This is a genomic window from Deinococcus aetherius (assembly GCF_025997855.1).
GTDB classification, from domain to species: Bacteria; Deinococcota; Deinococci; order Deinococcales; family Deinococcaceae; genus Deinococcus; species Deinococcus aetherius.
Genome location: NZ_AP026560.1, coordinates 20979 through 36242, shown reverse-complemented (window position 1 = coordinate 36242; position 15264 = coordinate 20979). Strand labels below are relative to the sequence as shown.

The following is a 15264-nucleotide window of genomic DNA, read 5'->3' as shown; positions in this document are numbered from 1 at the left end:
AGGCTGGGACGGGTACAGCTCCGCAGGAGAGGGGGGAACGCAGACGACCGCCCGGCGCACTCCACGGACGATCAGGGGCCTTTTGAAACACGCTCAGAGCGGGGGTACGGCCCGGGAACGACGCCCCCCCTCCCCACTCCCCAACCTCTCACTCCTTCCCCCGAGGTTCCCCTATGGCCCTGGACCGACGTGATTTCCTCAAATACTCCGCCCTCGCCGTCGCCGCGACGACCGGGATGCCGGGCTTTCTCGCGCGGGCGGCGACCCAGGCGGGCGGGACGAAGACCCTGGTGGTCATCCAGCTCACGGGGGGCAACGACGGGCTCAATACCCTGGTGCCGTACTCGAACGGGGCGTACTACGCGGCGCGGCCCAACATCGCCGTCCCCAGGAAGGACGTGCTCACCCTCACGCCTGACCTGGGGATGCACCCGGCCTTGAAACCGCTGACCGGCCTGTGGGACGCCGGGCACCTCGCGTGGCTGGAGAACGTGGGCTACCCCAACCCGAATCGCAGCCACTTCGCCAGCATGGCGATCTGGCACACGGCGGACCCGTCGCAGGCGCGGGCGGAGGGTTGGATCGGACGCATTGCCGAGAAGATCGGCGACCCCTTCTGCGCCTCCAACCTGGGCGGCACGACCCCGCAGGCGCTGCGGGCGGAGAGTTTCAGCCTCCCCAGCATTGACGGTGTGGACCGTTTTCAGGTGCGGCTCCCGGCGGGGCTCTCGGACGCCTTCGAGACGATGCTGAGCCTGCCGCGCCAGGGCGAGGCGGCGTACCTCGGGCGGGCCACCCGGCAGATGCTGGCGAACACGGGGAAGATGCAGAAGAACGTCTCCAGGTACCGGGCGGGCGCGAAGTACCCCGAGGGCCGCTTCGCCGAACGGCTGCACGACGCCGCCCGGTTGATCGCCTCGGGAACCGGGCAGCGGGTGCTCTACGTCTCGCTGGGCGGCTTCGACACCCACGCCGGGCAGCGGGCGGAGCAAGACGCCCTGCTGGGGGAACTCGCCTCGGGCCTCGCGGCATTTCAGGCTGACCTGGAGGCGCAGGGCCTCGCCGAGCGGGTGATCGTGATGGGCTTTTCCGAGTTCGGGCGCCGGGTCGCCGAGAACGCCTCGGCGGGCACCGACCACGGCCAGGGCGGGGTGATGTTCGCCCTGGGGCGGGGGGTCAGGGGCGGCGTCCACGGCGACAGCCCCGACCTGGAGAACCTGGAAGGCGGGGACGTCCGTTACCGCCAGGACTTCCGGGGCGTGTACGCGGGGGCCCTCACCCGCTGGCTGGGGCTGAACGCCCGGGACATCCTGGGCGGCGACTTCGCGGGGCCGCAATGGGTGGCCTGAGCACCCGGGGAGCGGGGGCCGTCCTCGCCGGGCTGGTCCTCCTCGGGGCCCCCGTCGCCCTCGCCCTGCCCAGATACCGGCTGATCACCGCCCAGCAGGTCGGCCACGACCAGGGCGACCCGCTGTGGCAGCTCTCGCGCCGGGTCGTCCCGTGCACGACCTGCCACCTCAGCCCCGGGGGCGGCCCCGGCTGGAATCCCTTCGGCGAGAGCCTGCGCGCGGGCTTCCGGGCCGAGCCGGGCGCGAGGTTCAGCGACGTGCTCTACCGGGTGCTGGAAGCGCGGAAGGACGCGGACAGCGACACCTACCCCGACGCCCTGGAATTCTTCGCGCGCACGAACCCGGGCGACCCGCAGAACCGACCGGACAGGACCCGGGCCGAGCTTCAGGCCGAGTTCGAGGCGGCGGGTGGGATGGGGCAGTACGCGCCGAAGGAGAAATAGACCTTCTGCTGAAGTGGGGGATGGGGCGGGCAGAAGGTCAAAGGCAGAAGGCCAAGGGCGAGTGCTTTCTGCGACGTTCGCGGCGACTCCAACAAAAACCCCGCCGGGGCGGGGCGCTGAAATCGGAGGCGGGCGGAAGCGCGCTCAGGCGGCGAGTTCGGCCTGAATCACCTGGATACGGCGGCCATCCGCGAGTTGGGCCACGATCTCGTGCCGAAGGGCGTTGGCGTTCTCCAGGCCCAGTTCCTCGATCAGCCGCACAAAGTCGATCTCGTGGTACGTCCGGTCACCCGGCTGAGCGTGCGCGAAGTAGGCCACCAGTTCTTCGAGAGTCAGAGGAGACACACCCCCAGCTTGCTCCCAAAGTATTAAGGTTTCCTTATAAAACTTCTCAAGATGCTGAGGTCGAGTATCGAGCGATCCGGCAACCTTAGCCGGGGTACCCCAGCTCCCGCTCCCACGTCACCCACATCGCCTCGGTGACGTAGCCCAGGCGGGCATTGACCCTCAGCATGGGCACGTTGAGCACCGCGCCGCCCGTGCTCGCCCGCGTGAAGCCCTCCTCCCGTGCCCAGGCGAGGGCGGCCGCCTTGGCGAGCGTGGCGAGCCCGCGCGAGCGGTGGCCGGGGTGGGTGACGGTCTGCTCACTTTCCACCTCCCGGCCCCTCGGGCTCAGGCGGGTGCTGGCGACGATCTCGTCCCGCAAGTGGACCACGAAGGTGACCTCCTCCCGCAGGACCGTGTCGCGCAGGGCAGCGCGGGTCAGGGAGGCGGGAGTGGTCGTGGGGTGGCGCGGCGCGTCCCGCACGCCCGTCTCGTGCAGCGCGTGCAGACGGTCCCAGTCCTCCTCCCGGGTTTCCGGGCCCAGCCGCCCGACCTCGTAGCCCTGGAGGTACAGCCGTTCCTCCAGCGGGCGGAAGCGCCCGGGGTCGAAGTCGCCCAGGTTCAGGTGCGCGCCCCACGACTGCCAGGCGTTGCGAAAGCCCGCCGCGTGGAAGAACCCCATCGTCTCGGGCCAGTCCTCGCGTGTGACGCCCAGCAGGCGGGTGAAGCCGCCCGGAAGGTCGGCCAGGGCCGCCAGGTACAGCGCCGTGAAGGCCGGGCCGTCCCCCGCCAGGTCGAGCCTCAACGCATTCGGGGCGGCGGGGCCGAAAGGGCTCAGCCGCAGGGTCGCCACGACCTCGCCCCCACGCTCGGCCACCAGACGCAGGTGCCGGGGATCGTCACTCTCGCGGAACTGCTCCGGCGTGTACGTCCAGTGTCCCTGCACACCGTCCGTGACGAGCCGCGCGACGGCGTGCGCGTCGGCGTTCTGGAAGGGGCGTACCGTCAAAGGCGTCTCCGTCGGGGTCGAGGCGGCAAGATTCATGCCCCCATGGTGTGACGGCCCTGACCCCGGACGCGAATCCTGGGGGTAGGCCGAATGGCGGAGGGCTGCATATGCGCCTCCTTCCCGGGCAGACCCAGCCGTGGTGACCGTCTCCTTCCCCTATGCACCTCGACTCATACTCAGGTCACATTCACGTACTGATTGACAGGATTACGCCATGGTCATATTCTGTTGCTACCGGAATGGAAGCGCCGTGGTGTGCTTGTCGTCCGAACCGGAGGGAGCCGAGCGCCCCCACCCTTGTTTCAGACGGTGCCCCTGCCTGTGTCCGGCGGGGGCATGTGCTTTTGGAAAGACTTCTCTGGTGATGGGGTGAAGACAGACCGAACCGGACCCTTCGCGAACGCGCTTACACTGGCCGCATGACTGTCACAGAGCAGCAAAGGGGCGTGGACCAGCTCAGCGTGAACACTATCCGCACGCTGTCCATCGACGCCGTGCAGCAGGCCAACAGCGGGCACCCCGGCGCGCCGCTGGGCATGGCCCCGATGGGCTACGTGCTGTGGCAGCGGTTCCTGCGCCACAACCCCAAAAACCCCGAGTGGGTCGGGCGCGACCGCTTCGTGCTGTCGGCGGGGCACGCCTCCATGCTGATCTACTCGCTGCTGCACCTCACCGGGTACGACATGCCGCTGGAGGACATCAGGAACTTCCGCCAGTGGGGCAGCAAGACGCCCGGGCACCCCGAGTTCTTCCACACCAAGGGCCTCGACGCGACCACCGGCCCGCTCGGCCAGGGCGCGGCGATGACGGTCGGCATGGCGATGGCCGAACACCACCTCGCCGCGCGCTACAACCGTGAGGGCTTCCCGGTCTTCGACAACTACGTGTACTCCATCATCGGCGACGGCGACCTCCAGGAGGGCGTGAATCACGAGTCGGCCGCACTCGCCGGACACCTCAAGCTCGGCAAGCTGATCTGGCTGCACGACGACAACTCGGTGCAGCTCGACACGGCAGTGGATAAGACCACCGACGAGGACACCGCCGAGCGTTACCGCGCCTACGGCTGGGAGGTTCTGCGGGTCGAGGACGGCAACAACCTGGGCGAGATCGAGGCGGCGATCCGGCAGGCGCAGGGGAACCTGGACCAGCCCACCCTGATCCAGGTGCGGACCATCATCGGCTTCGGCAGCCCCCGCGCGGGCACGAGCAAGGCACACGGCGAGCCGCTGGGGGCCGAGGGCGTGGCGGCGACGAAGGCCGCCCTGGGCTGGGACTACCCGCCCTTCACGGTGCCCGACGAGGTGCGCGCCCACATGGACGCCACCGGGCGCGGAGCGCAGCAGGAGGCCGAGTGGCAGGCCATGTTCGACCGCTACCGCGAGGCGCACCCCGACCTCGCCGCCGAGGTGACGGCTCTCCTCAAGCGAGAACTCCCCGAGAACCTCGCCGACGCGCTGCCCAACTTCGAGGTCGGCGGCAAGGGCGTCGCCACCCGCAACGCGGGCGGGGAGGTTATCAACGCGCTGGCGAAGGTCGTGCCCGGCCTGATGGGGGGCAGCGCGGACCTCAGCGGCAGCACGAAGACGACGATCAAGGACGGGGGCGAACTGATGCCCGGCCATTACGAGGGCCGCAACATCTACTTCGGCGTGCGCGAGTTCGGCATGGCCGCCGCCGCGAACGGCCTGGCGCTGTACGGCGGCCCGCGTCCGCTGGTGGGCACCTTCCTCGTCTTCGCCGACTACCTCAAGCCCGCCTTCCGCCTCTCGGCGATCCAGATGCAGCCCGTGACCTACGTGCTCACCCACGACTCCATCGGCCTGGGGGAGGACGGCCCCACCCACCAGCCCATCGAGCAGCTCGCCATGCTGCGCGCGGTGCCGAATGCCCGGGTGATCCGCCCCGCCGACGCGAACGAGACTGCCGCCGCGTGGCTGATGGCGCTGGAGCACGGCACCGGGCCCACGGCGCTCGCCCTGTCCCGCCAGGACCTCCCCGTGCTGCCCCGCAACCACGCGGGCGTGAAGAAGGGGGCCTACGTCGTCCGCGACGCGGAGGGGGCGCGGGTCATCCTGATCGCCTCGGGGTCGGAGGTCAGCCTGGCCCTCGACGCCGCCGAGGCCCTGAGCGGGGAGGGCATCCCCGCCCGCGTCGTCTCGATGCCCTGCATGGAGGTCTTCCGCGAGCAGGACGCGAGCTACCGCGACTCGGTGCTCACCCCCGGCGTGAAGCGCGTCGCCATCGAGGCCGCTGCCAAGCAGCCCTGGTACGAGTGGGTGGGCGAAGGCGGCGCCGTGATCGGCATGGAGGGTTTCGGCGCCTCCGCCCCCGCCAAGGTGCTGTTCGAGAAGTTCGGCTTCAGCGTGCCGAACGTGGTGAAGGTGGTGAGGGGGATTTTGTAGGCGGTCAGCTTTCAGTCGTCAGCCGTCAGCAGAAGAGAGGCGTTCATCTTCCGATATGGGGTGAACGCTTCCTCTTTGGGTGGGAGGCCGGGTTTTTCACTTCTCTGCTGCACAGCTCTACGAGGCCCCCCTCGTGGGGCAGGCTGGGACTTGTAAAGCCCCGCAGCAGAGAGGGGCACGCCCACGCCCCACCGCTTGCCCTCCACCTCCAAAAAGAAAGGCGCCAAAGCCTCCGCCCCGGCGCCCTCCTGATTTCTCTGATCCTTACGCCTCGGTCCCCAGATTCACGCGGGCCCACTTGTAGAACTCCGGTTTATAGAATTCCAGTCGAATCTTCTTGTACTCCTTTGTCGAGTACAGGATGGCGTGGTCGAGGCCGGGGGCGACCTCGCGCTCGATGGCGTCAATCTTGCCGAACGCCTCCTCCTTGCTCCGGCCGTGGACCATCGTGAAAATCGTGTAGGGCCACTCGGGGTAGGTGGGGCGCAGGTAGCAGTGGCTCACCGCCTTGAACTCGGCCATGCGGCGGCCCGTCTCGGCGACCTCCTCCTGCGGCACGGCCCACACGCCCATCGCGTTGAAGGTGAAGCCCGCCTTCTGGTGCCGGAAGACGGCGGAGACGCGCCGGAGGGCCCCCGCCTCCTTCATCTTCCCCGCGTGGGCAGCGAGTTCGTCGATGCTCAGACTCAGGGCCGCGCAGGCGTCCGCGTAGGGCTCCTCGGTGACCGGCAGGTCCTTCTGAAACTCCAGCACGAAGGCGCGGTCAAGATCGGTCACCTGATAACCAATGTTGCGGTCGGCGTTCGTGTACTGCGGCGTGGCCTTGGCGTTCCAGTCCTCCTTGCCGGTCATGTCGAACTCGACGCCGATCTTGAAGAGGTGCAGGGTCGGCATCAGCCGGGTCATCCGGGCGCCGCTCAACTCGTGGAGCTTCTGGACGTGCGCCTCCAGGTTGCTCTCGGGCGGCACGGCGATGGTGTACCAGAGGTTGAAGCTGTGGTTGCGCCTGTAGTTGTGGCTGACCCCCGGGTGCCCGTTCACGACCGAAGCCCCCGCATCCAGATGATCCTCGTCATATACGGCGGCCACCAGGCTCGACTTGTAGCCCAGGGTGCGAGTGTCGAAGATGGCGCTGACCTGCCGCAGCACGCCCTCCGCCTTCACCTCGCGCAGGATGTCCATGGCCCCCTCCTCCGTCAACCCGACCTCCTCGGCGAGGACGCGGTAGGGGCGCTGGACGATGGGGATGTCACGCTGGATGCGGTTCAACAGTTGCTCACGCGGGGTCACCTGCGCGGGCGTGGTGGCAGGGGCAGTCATGCGCGCAGAATACGTCCCGCCCACGCGGCAGAACGTCCCCGAACGAACGGTCAGGGAAGTCTTCAGGCGTCAGCTCTCAGCATCGCTCCTGCTGACGGCTGAAGGCTGATAGCTCCAGATGGTCCACAATACGGGCATGGTGACCGCAATCGTGATGGTGCAGGCCGAGCGCCAGCGTATTCAGGAAACCGCCGAGGCCCTCGCAGGGGTGCCCAGCGTGCGCGAGGTGTATTCGGTAACGGGCGAGTGGGACATCGTGGCGATCCTGCGCCTCGTCCGCTACGAGGACCTCGACGACGTGGTGACGGGGCACCTCAGAAAGGTGGACGGCATCACCCGCACCCAGACGATGCTCGCCTTCCGCACCTACAGCGAGGCGCTGCTCGACCAGGGCTTCGGCGTGGGGCTGGACGAGGGGGCGGGGACCTGAAGGAAGTTGAGTCGGGAGCGGGAGCGGCGCAGGCCCTCCGCTTCCGGAAGGTTGAGGGTGACCGGGTGCACATCCTCTTATGCCGGGTGCAGGCCCGGAGGGAGTGCCTGAGTCCCGCTCACCCTCCCCACGTCCGTGCCTCGCCCGCTCCCGGGGCCACCTCAAGGTAGCAGCCCCAGGAACGAGGGGGTTTTCCCGCATCCCGTGGGGCCCGGGCGGAGGAACGCGCCGGAACCGGCGTCCGAGGGTGCGGCCCGCCCGATGCGCTACAGGATGCTGATGTCCTTGACCAGGGCGCGCAGCCGGTAGCGGGCCATCGCCAGGTTCGATTTGTCCTTTTGCAACACGAGGTACATGAAGAGCGGCTGGTCGGGAACGATGTAGATGATGTGGTACTGATCGTGCAGAGTGATCAGGATGTCCTCGATCTGCCCGCTGATACCCAGGGCGTCCATCGTTCGCAGCTTGGCGCGGACCACCTCGGTGTTGCCCGCAGCGGCCACCTCCAGGTTGATGCCGCTGCCGATAGTGCCCAGCGCCATGCCGCTGGTGTACTCGACAAGGGCGGCGGCGCTCGCCCCCTCGATGTTCATGGTGGAGTTGAGGGTCTCTTTGACGTTGGGCATGTTGAACTCCTTCGCGCCGCTTTGCGTGGCGCCTGGTAGAGGGTCGTGGGGTGGCAGTTCGGCTGCCGAGGCGCCGAGAGTGGGCGGGTCTTCGTACCCGGGCTTCTTGAGGTGGGTGGTCGAGCTTTTCGGCCTCCTGAACACGTTCTCCTCCAATGCCTCCGGGCCGCCCGGCGGGGGAACGCTCTCCTCCACCGGTTCAGCCCGGCCCACCTCGTCCGTCCGCCGCATCGCCTCTATCAGCAGCGAGGTTAGGGTCGGCAACTCCGTGCCCTGGCCGTTGTGGTAGGAGCGTTCAAGCCGGATCACCACGTCGCTCCAGGCCATGATGGTCAGGGCCGCCGCCTCCCCGGTCTCCTCCCCCGGGAAGGCATAGGCGTCCACCAGCCGGCCCTCCAACAGATGCAGACGCCCCCACCCGGCGGCGGACTCGACTCGCACCGACAGGCTCTTGCGCTCCCACTCCATCATCTGGAGGAACCCTGGCAGCGACACTCCCCGAATTGAACCGTGGCTCAGGGCGCCGACCTCACGCTCGATGGTCTGGGCCACCCGGGGGACGTCGGACCCGTCGACCACGGGCATGACCCCGTACCGCTCGAAGACCTCCGGCAGGTTCGTCACCGTTCCGGCGACCACCAGGACGAACGACGTGTGGGGCCAGTTTCGCTTGGCGTGTTCAAGCAGCGAGAAGAGATGCTCGCAGAGGGTCTGCGCTGATTCGGTGCACACCGCCACGACGAGGTCCGGCGCGAGCCCGGATGCCTGCCGCAACGCCCCAGCAGCATCGGCGGCGGTGTGGAGCGTCCAGCAGTGCGACGCCGGGACGTGGCGGCGCAGGCTGTGCTCGACGAGACCGTGTTGGTCGCCGATGAGCAGCAGGGAGACGTCGCGAGTTGTCGTGTTCAGACAAGACCCTCCTTCAACCATAGGGCCGAGAGAAGTGCCCCCAGCCGGACACCGAAAGGGTAAATATTGAACCATCACAGCTTCCTCACAGGGGCGGGGGTTCCGCCGGTGAGGTCTGGAGAAGCGAACTCGCGGGCAGTCTCGAAAGGGCGCCCTGGGGACGCCTCCGTCCTACCGCCGACCTGCCCGCCACAGCAGCAGCCCGCCCGCCAGCACGGCGATCAGGTCGGGCGCGTAGGCAGCGAAGGGCGGCGGCAGGGCCCCGTTCTCGCCCATCACCCGGAAGACGCTCCAGGTGGCGTAGTAGGCGAAACTCAGCAGCAGCGCCCACACCAGCCCCAGGTTGAGCCCGCTGCGGAAGGTGTAGACGGCGAGGCTGACCGCGAAAAAGGCCAGCGCCAGCGCGGCAAGCGGTTCGGCGAAGCGGCGGTGCAGGGCGGTGAAGTCGGCGGGCATGCGAATGTTCTGCTCGCGGTAGGTGTTCGTCCGCTCGATGAGTTGCGCGATGGGCAGGTAGATGGGCCTCAGCGCCGCGTTCCCCCCCTCGAAGCTCGCCTGCACGTCCTGCACGGGGAGGGTGCCCCGGGCAAAGGTGAGCACCGTGACGGGCCGCGCGTCCTGAAAAGTCTCCCGCCGCCCGTCCTCCAGTTCCAGCACGTTGCTGCCGGGCCGCAGCCGCCCGCGCCGCGCCGTGATGACCTCGCGGGGGGGCGAGCCTGCCTGCATGGTCACGATCCGCAGGTCGCGCAACTCCCCGCCCGGCAACGCCTGCCCCACGCTGATCGCCCGGCCCAGGGCGTCACGCAGGACCAGGCCGCTCCCCCCCGGCCCCGTCTCTCCCAGCCCGATCACGCGGGGGTTGTCGAGGACGATCTCGCGCTGCACCTCCTGCACGCGCACCTTGGCGCGGGTGACGAACACCTCGCTCAGGGCGAAGGAGAGCACCGTCACGCCCGCCGCGAGGAGGAGCACGGGCCGGAAGAGCCGCGAGGCCGGGACGCCGCCCGCGAGCGCGGCCTTGATCTCCGAGTCGGCGGCGAGGCGCGACAGCGCCAGCAGGGCGGCGAACATCAGGGCGATGGGGAGCGCGGTGGCGACCGCCTCGGGCACGTTCAGGGCGACGAGCCGCGCGACGAGGACGGGGTTCGCCCCCTTGGCGAGCAGGGGCGCGATGGCGTCTTCGAGCAGGCTGAGCAGCACGAGCACGATGACGGCGGCGAGCGCGCCGACGAGCGTGGGGAGAATCTCGGCGAGGACGTACCGCTCGAACCGCTTGAGGGGTAGCTTCACCGCAGCCTCCAGGCGAGCAGTCCGGCGAACAGCAGGAACACCAGGTTGGGCAGCCACGCGGCGAGGGTAGGCGCCAGCGCCCCCGCCCGCGCGAGTTGCGGCACGGTCGTCCACACGACGTAGAACACGACGATGAACACGAGCACCGCCGCGAAGGCCGCCGCCCGGTTGCGGATCAGGAGCCCCAGCGCCCCCGCCGCGAGCGCGAACACCACGGGCGTCAGGGGATCGGCGACCCGGGCGGCGAGTTGAAAGGTATCGTCGCGGCGCTGCTGGGGGGTCAGCCGGTCCGACGCCAGCCGCTCGCGCAGCCTCGGGGTGCTCACCTTGTTCGCGGGCGGCTGCGGCAGGCTCAGGGCGTCACCCTGCGGGAAGACGAGCGGCCCCTTCACCTGCCGGGGGTCTTCCCCGGGGCGGGTAACCCAGGCGTCCTTCACCGTCCAGGTGTGCTTCGCCGTGTCCCAGGTGCCGGACTGGGCGGTCACCGTCTCCCCGCCGCGCTGGACGAGCACCCCGTCGAGTTGGGCGACGGTTCCGCCTGAGTCGTTGCGGACCCGCCCCGCGTAGAAGAGCGCCCCGGGAGGCGCGTAGGTGTAGTTGTCCTGGGTGGGGGGCGGCGGGGTGGTGCCGTAGATGCCGTACCAGGCCCGGTCCCAGCGGTCGAGCCCGGCGGGGACCACGTACCCGGCGTTCACGTAGGCCACGAGCCCTACCAGAACGAAGGGCAGCGCGAGCGGCCACACCAGCCCCAGGGGCCGCACGCCCGCCGCGAACATCGCCTTGAGTTCGCTGTCCCCCTGGAGCCGCCCGAAGGCGAGCAGCACCGCGAAGGGCACCGCCAGCACGAGCGCCCGGTTGAGGATGGTGGGCGCGAAGGCCCCGAAGGCCGTCAAAGCTTCCAAAGGCGTCGCGTCGTAGCCGAGGAGCAGGCCGACCGTGGTGCTGAGGATGTCCGCGAGCTGGAGGACGAGGAACAGGGCCAATCCCGCCGCGTACCACCGCAGGACCTCGCGCAGCACGGAGCGGATCAGGATGGCGGGCACGGGCGGCATTCTAGGGGAAGTTCCCTGAGGGCAACTGAGGAGTTCGCCACGGGGTCAGGGCATGGAAAAGAGGCCCCACCGGGGAAACGGTGGAGCCTCTCGTGGGGAGGGCGTCACAGCGGTAACCGGAGAAGTCGCGGAGTGCCTGCGCAACTTCTCCGGTCCGAGCGGAGCGAGAATCCGCGATCAGCCCGCTTTGGGGGTCATGGGATGGTCCCACAGGTGCCGCTCGCGGCGAGCGACCTCCTCGTGCAGGCGCAGGATCGCATCGTTGCCCTGAGCGCCCCGCTCGGCGATGGCGCGGGCGGTGGCAGTATCGAGGTAGGCGAGGCGCAGCAGTTCCTCGCTGCGCAGGCCGTCGCGGGTGTGGCGCACGCCCCGCTCGCGGCGGATGGTGGCGGAGTCGGTGCCCAGCACGCTGCGGTTGCTGATCGAGCCGAGCTGGCCGTACACGGGTCCCTCGCCGCCGTGGCGGGCCACCGTGCTCATCAGGGCGCGGCGGGCTTCGGTGCTCTCCAGCCGGGCGGTGAGCCAGCGCCGGGCCTCGGGGTTCGCGTTGCGCTCGGCGATCTCGGCCGCCAGCCGCACGTCGCCGGTCAACGCGCGGGCGAGCAGTGTCTGGGCCCGCTTGCGCCAGCGCCGCGCCTCGGGCGTGCCCAGGGCGAAGGAGAGCCCGGCGAACTCGGCGGGGCTGAGGGTCGCCTCCGGCCCCACCCCGAAGTCACGCTCCGGGCTCGTCAGGTCGTGTTCTTCCGCAAAGGCCGTCCAGTCCTCGGGCATGGACACGCCCAGGGTCGTCAGGGCCGTCGCGGCGTGCAGGAACCCGTCCGCGCTGGCGGGCAGGCGCTGCGTGCCAAATTCCAGGATTACGGGAGCCGTCTTCATGCGTATATCTTAGCATAAATTATGTTTTTGACGTAAAATATCCGGCCTGGGCCGGAGCGGGTAAGAGTGGAAAGTACCGTCCCTGACGGCGATTCTTTTTGTGTCTCGTAGAACAGGACACAGCGCTTTGCGCCGATATTCTGCATAGAGCCGCATTGCACCGAGGCCGTTTCTCCGCTGGGGACACGGCTGCCGGACGGACTTTGCTCGCCTTACACTGCGCCTCAAGCCACAACCCACGCCCCGGCTTCCACAGGAGGACGCGCCCATGACCGACCGCATCCCCACCCCGCCCAGCGTCCTTTCCCGCCTGCGCTACGATCCCCAGGCCGACATCGACCGCGCCCGCCACGACCCCGACGGCTTCTGGCTGGACGAGGCGCGGAGCTACGAGTGGACGCGCGAGCCCACGACCGGGCTGACCTGGAACCGCCCCGAGCACGGGTGGTTCGCGGACGGCGAGACGAACATCACCCTGAACGCCCTCGACCGCCACGCGCGGGGGGAGGCGCGGACGCGGGCGGCCCTCATCTGGCTTTCCGAGACGGAGGAGCCGCAAGTCCTCACTTACGGAATGCTGCACGAGCGGGTCCAGCGGGCGGCGGCGGGGCTGCGGGCACTCGGTGTCGGGGTGGGTGACCGGGTGGTGATTTACATGCCGCTGACGCCCGAGGGCTGTATCGCCATGCTGGCCTGCGCGCGGATCGGGGCCGTCCACAGCGTCGTGTACGCCGGGCTGGGGGTGAGTGCCCTGCGCGACCGCATCACCGACGCGGGGGCCAGGGTCGTGGTCACCGCCGACGTGGGCCACCGACGGGGCAAGCTGGTGGACCTCTACGCCATCGCCGCCGAGGCCGTAGCCGACCTGCCGCAGGTCGAACACCTTGTGCTGTGGGAGCGGATCAAGACCTTCTCGCGGGAGCACGACGTGCGGACGGTGGCGTGGGAGTCCCTCTTCACCCACGGGCGGGCGCCCGCCGTCCCGGTGCCCGCCGAGCACCCCCTCTTCGTGCTCTACACGAGCGGCAGCACGGGCAAACCCAAGGGCGTCGTCCACGCGCACGGCGGGTATATGGTGGGCGTGGCGTACCACCTCAAGGCGCTTTTCGACGTGCATCCGGGCGACATCTTTCTGTGCACGAGCGACATCGGCTGGGTGGTCGGCCACAGTTACATCGTGTATGGGCCGCTGGTGGCGGGGGCGACGGTCCTCTTTCGGGAGGGGGCGCCCGACTTTCCCGACCCCGGCGTGCTCTGGCGCACGATTGAGCGGTACGGGGTGGACGTGCTCTTCACCGCGCCGACCGCCCTGCGCCTGTTCATGAAGCTCGGAGAAGAGGTGTTGAAGCCGTACGACCTCTCCTCGCTGCGGGTGATCGCCTGCGCGGGCGAGCCGCTGAACCCCGAGGCGTGGCGCTGGGCACAGGAGCACGTCGGCGGCGGGCTCGGGGAGGAGGCGCACGGGATCGTGATCGACAACTGGTGGCAGACCGAGTTGGGTGCCCCGACGCTCGGCACCCATCCGCGCTGGCCCGCTCGTCCCGGCTACGCGGGGAGGCCCCTGGCGGGCGTGGAGGCCGACGTGGTGGACGAGGCCGGGAACTCGCTGCCGGACGGCACGCAGGGCCAGTTGGTCATTCGCCGCCCCTTTCCCTCCATGCTGCGCGGCCTGCACGGGAACCCGGAGAAATACGCCTCCCTGTGGAACGCCAACCCCGCCGGGTACCTCAGCGGTGACCTGGCCGTGCGGGACGAGCACGGGTACTTCAGCATCCTGGGCCGGGCGGACGACGTGCTCAGCGTGGCGGGGCACCGCATCGGCTCCGCGGACGTGGAGGACGCGCTGGTGTCCCACCCCGCCGTGGCGGAGGCGGCGGTGATCGGCATTCCCGACGAGCTGAAGGGCGAGAGCATCGTGGCCCACGTCATCCTGCGCGCTGGGCACGAGGACAGCCCGGGCCTGTGCGCGAGCATCACCGAACACGTGCGGCGCGAACTCGGGCCCATCGCCGCGCCGGGGGCGGTGCATGTGGTGCCCAGCCTTCCCAAGACCCGCAGCGGCAAGATCATGCGGCGCCTTCTGCGGGCCCAGGCGCTCGGGCAGGACCCCGGCGACCTGACGACGCTGGAGGGCTAGCAAGACCGAAAGCCGGGGCTCACGGGCGGGCGGGGGCTGCCCCCTACACTCGCCCCCATGGCCGCCGAACTCCACAGGCAGCGAGAGAAGGCCTGCGCCCGTTGCGGCCAGCCGTCGCCCGTCATGTACCGGGTGGTGCGCCGCGAGGAGGAGGGCTGGGTCTTCCTGTGCCCGCCCTGCCGCCGCACCGAGGCCCAGGACAACCCCGAATACCGTTACGGCGGCACCTGGAAGGCCGCCAAGGGCCGGGGCGGGTCGGCGTAACGGGCGGGCAATAAAAAAGCCGCCTCGCCGGGCGGTGATAAGAACAAGGTAGCGTGGGATGCAGGGCAAGTCAAATCATGCAGCCCGGTGGTAGAAGGGCTCTGTGCAGACCCGAAGCCTTGGCCTTCCTGACGTGCGGCAGGCTCGCGTGGCCCAGCGCCTCGCCCCCCACGTCGCTTCCCTGAACGCCTGGGTGGATCGGCTCAGCGCCGAACGCTGGACCCCGTCCTTCGATCCGGCGGACGGGGGCGTGGGGGCGCGGGTCCTCCTGCTCCTCGAATCCCCCGGCCCGACGGCGAGTGTCACGGGCTTCGTCTCGCTCGACAACCCCAATGCGACCGCCGAGAACCTGACCTGCCTCCTGCACTTGTCAGGCTTACCCCGAAAGCAGATCGCCCTGTGGAACGCCGTGCCCTGGCAGATGAGCGCGGGAGGCGTCGTCGCCCCGGTGCGCGCCCACCACGCCGAGGCCGCGCCACTCACCCGGCATGTGCTCTCCCTGCTGCCGGAGCTGCGCGCCGTGGTCCTCGTCGGGCGGCACGCGCAGGTGGCGTGGCCTCACGTGGGGTCCAGCCTGCCTACCTTCGCCTGCCCGCACCCCAGCCCCCAGAACTTCCACACCCGGCGGGAGGAGGCGGGGACGGCCCTGCTGGCGCTGCTGGACGCCCGACGCGCCGCGCGGAGCGGGTAGGACACCCTGGAAGCGTGAGGTCAATAAAAAAGCCGCCTCTCAGGCGGTGATGTAAAAAGAATAGCGCGGGATGCAGCCGTTGTCAAACTTATGCACCGAGTCCGGGAGGAGAACTCTCTTCCGGCGTGATGGGCAGTAC

14 protein-coding genes are annotated in these 15264 nt (G+C 69.5%); 7 read left to right on the top strand and 7 right to left on the bottom strand.

Annotated elements, in window-relative coordinates; genetic code table 11:
* Window positions 1-173 precede the first annotated feature (173 nt).
* Both DAETH_RS00165 and DAETH_RS00160 read left to right on the top strand, forming a co-directional pair.
* A complete protein-coding gene (locus DAETH_RS00165; RefSeq protein WP_264775955.1) occupies window positions 174-1349 on the top strand; it encodes a DUF1501 domain-containing protein in 1176 nt (391 codons plus the stop codon).
* The gene (locus DAETH_RS00160; protein ID WP_264775954.1) at window positions 1337-1792 is read left to right on the top strand and encodes a hypothetical protein; all 456 of its coding nucleotides are present in this window, start codon (window positions 1337-1339) and stop codon (window positions 1790-1792) included. The genes DAETH_RS00165 and DAETH_RS00160 overlap by 13 nt, the downstream gene beginning before the upstream one ends.
* Before the next feature lie 144 nt (window positions 1793-1936).
* Here the strand turns inward: DAETH_RS00160 and DAETH_RS00155 are convergent, their stop codons facing one another.
* Window positions 1937-2137 (bottom strand): hypothetical protein, encoded by a 201-nt coding sequence (locus DAETH_RS00155; protein ID WP_264775953.1) that lies wholly within the window; start codon window positions 2135-2137, stop codon window positions 1937-1939.
* 85 nt (window positions 2138-2222) lie between these two features.
* On the bottom strand, window positions 2223-3161 hold the full coding sequence (locus DAETH_RS00150; RefSeq protein WP_264775952.1) for a GNAT family N-acetyltransferase: 939 nt from the start codon (window positions 3159-3161) through the stop codon (window positions 2223-2225).
* 383 nt (window positions 3162-3544) lie between these two features.
* On the opposite strand from DAETH_RS00150, the gene tkt reads away from it, so the two are divergent.
* The gene (gene tkt / locus DAETH_RS00145; RefSeq protein ID WP_264775951.1) at window positions 3545-5530 is read left to right on the top strand and encodes a transketolase; all 1986 of its coding nucleotides are present in this window, start codon (window positions 3545-3547) and stop codon (window positions 5528-5530) included.
* Between the two features lie 264 nt (window positions 5531-5794).
* On the opposite strand, the gene ahbA is transcribed toward tkt, so the two are convergent.
* Window positions 5795-6850, bottom strand: a complete 1056-nt coding sequence (gene ahbA, locus DAETH_RS00140) for a siroheme decarboxylase subunit alpha (RefSeq protein WP_264775950.1) — start codon at window positions 6848-6850, stop codon at window positions 5795-5797.
* A 136-nt stretch (window positions 6851-6986) separates the two neighbouring features.
* On the opposite strand from ahbA, the gene DAETH_RS00135 reads away from it, so the two are divergent.
* The gene (locus DAETH_RS00135; protein WP_264775949.1) at window positions 6987-7280 is read left to right on the top strand and encodes an Lrp/AsnC family transcriptional regulator; all 294 of its coding nucleotides are present in this window, start codon (window positions 6987-6989) and stop codon (window positions 7278-7280) included.
* Between the two features lie 266 nt (window positions 7281-7546).
* Here DAETH_RS00135 and DAETH_RS00130 read toward each other — a convergent pair whose 3' ends face one another.
* The 4 genes from DAETH_RS00130 to ddrC form a co-directional block, all read right to left on the bottom strand.
* Entirely contained in the window at window positions 7547-8836 is a 1290-nt protein-coding gene (locus DAETH_RS00130) for a DUF4388 domain-containing protein (protein WP_264775948.1), read from the bottom strand.
* A 150-nt stretch (window positions 8837-8986) separates the two neighbouring features.
* Entirely contained in the window at window positions 8987-10105 is a 1119-nt protein-coding gene (locus tag DAETH_RS00125; RefSeq protein ID WP_264775947.1) for an LptF/LptG family permease, read from the bottom strand.
* Window positions 10102-11157, bottom strand: a complete 1056-nt coding sequence (locus tag DAETH_RS00120) for an LptF/LptG family permease (protein WP_264775946.1) — start codon at window positions 11155-11157, stop codon at window positions 10102-10104. Before DAETH_RS00120 ends, DAETH_RS00125 begins: the two co-directional genes overlap by 4 nt.
* A 177-nt stretch (window positions 11158-11334) precedes the next feature.
* The gene (ddrC, locus tag DAETH_RS00115) at window positions 11335-12033 is read right to left on the bottom strand and encodes a DNA damage response protein DdrC (protein ID WP_264775945.1); all 699 of its coding nucleotides are present in this window, start codon (window positions 12031-12033) and stop codon (window positions 11335-11337) included.
* 268 nt (window positions 12034-12301) lie between these two features.
* Here ddrC and DAETH_RS00110 point away from each other — a divergent pair, with 268 nt between their 5' ends.
* From DAETH_RS00110 to DAETH_RS00100, 3 genes are all read left to right on the top strand, one after another.
* Window positions 12302-14170 (top strand): acetate--CoA ligase, encoded by a 1869-nt coding sequence (locus DAETH_RS00110; protein ID WP_264775944.1) that lies wholly within the window; start codon window positions 12302-12304, stop codon window positions 14168-14170.
* 57 nt (window positions 14171-14227) lie between these two features.
* The gene (locus tag DAETH_RS00105; RefSeq protein WP_264775943.1) at window positions 14228-14434 is read left to right on the top strand and encodes a hypothetical protein; all 207 of its coding nucleotides are present in this window, start codon (window positions 14228-14230) and stop codon (window positions 14432-14434) included.
* A 103-nt stretch (window positions 14435-14537) separates the two neighbouring features.
* Entirely contained in the window at window positions 14538-15125 is a 588-nt protein-coding gene (locus tag DAETH_RS00100) for a uracil-DNA glycosylase (protein WP_264775942.1), read from the top strand.
* Window positions 15126-15264 lie beyond the last annotated feature (139 nt).

Bases quoted from the DNA above. Each gene is read 5' to 3' on its own strand.
- DAETH_RS00165 (WP_264775955.1), top strand. From the start codon at position 174: ATGGCCCTGGACCGACGTGATTTCCTCAAATACTCCGCCCTCGCCGTC.
- DAETH_RS00160 (WP_264775954.1), top strand. From the start codon at position 1,337: ATGGGTGGCCTGAGCACCCGGGGAGCGGGGGCCGTCCTCGCCGGGCTG.
- DAETH_RS00150 (WP_264775952.1), bottom strand. From the start codon at position 3,161: ATGAATCTTGCCGCCTCGACCCCGACGGAGACGCCTTTGACGGTACGC.
- tkt (WP_264775951.1), top strand. From the start codon at position 3,545: ATGACTGTCACAGAGCAGCAAAGGGGCGTGGACCAGCTCAGCGTGAAC.
- ahbA (WP_264775950.1), bottom strand. From the start codon at position 6,850: ATGACTGCCCCTGCCACCACGCCCGCGCAGGTGACCCCGCGTGAGCAA.
- DAETH_RS00135 (WP_264775949.1), top strand. From the start codon at position 6,987: ATGGTGACCGCAATCGTGATGGTGCAGGCCGAGCGCCAGCGTATTCAG.
- DAETH_RS00130 (WP_264775948.1), bottom strand. From the start codon at position 8,836: ATGGTTGAAGGAGGGTCTTGTCTGAACACGACAACTCGCGACGTCTCC.
- DAETH_RS00120 (WP_264775946.1), bottom strand. From the start codon at position 11,157: ATGCCGCCCGTGCCCGCCATCCTGATCCGCTCCGTGCTGCGCGAGGTC.
- ddrC (WP_264775945.1), bottom strand. From the start codon at position 12,033: ATGAAGACGGCTCCCGTAATCCTGGAATTTGGCACGCAGCGCCTGCCC.
- DAETH_RS00110 (WP_264775944.1), top strand. From the start codon at position 12,302: ATGACCGACCGCATCCCCACCCCGCCCAGCGTCCTTTCCCGCCTGCGC.
- DAETH_RS00105 (WP_264775943.1), top strand. From the start codon at position 14,228: ATGGCCGCCGAACTCCACAGGCAGCGAGAGAAGGCCTGCGCCCGTTGC.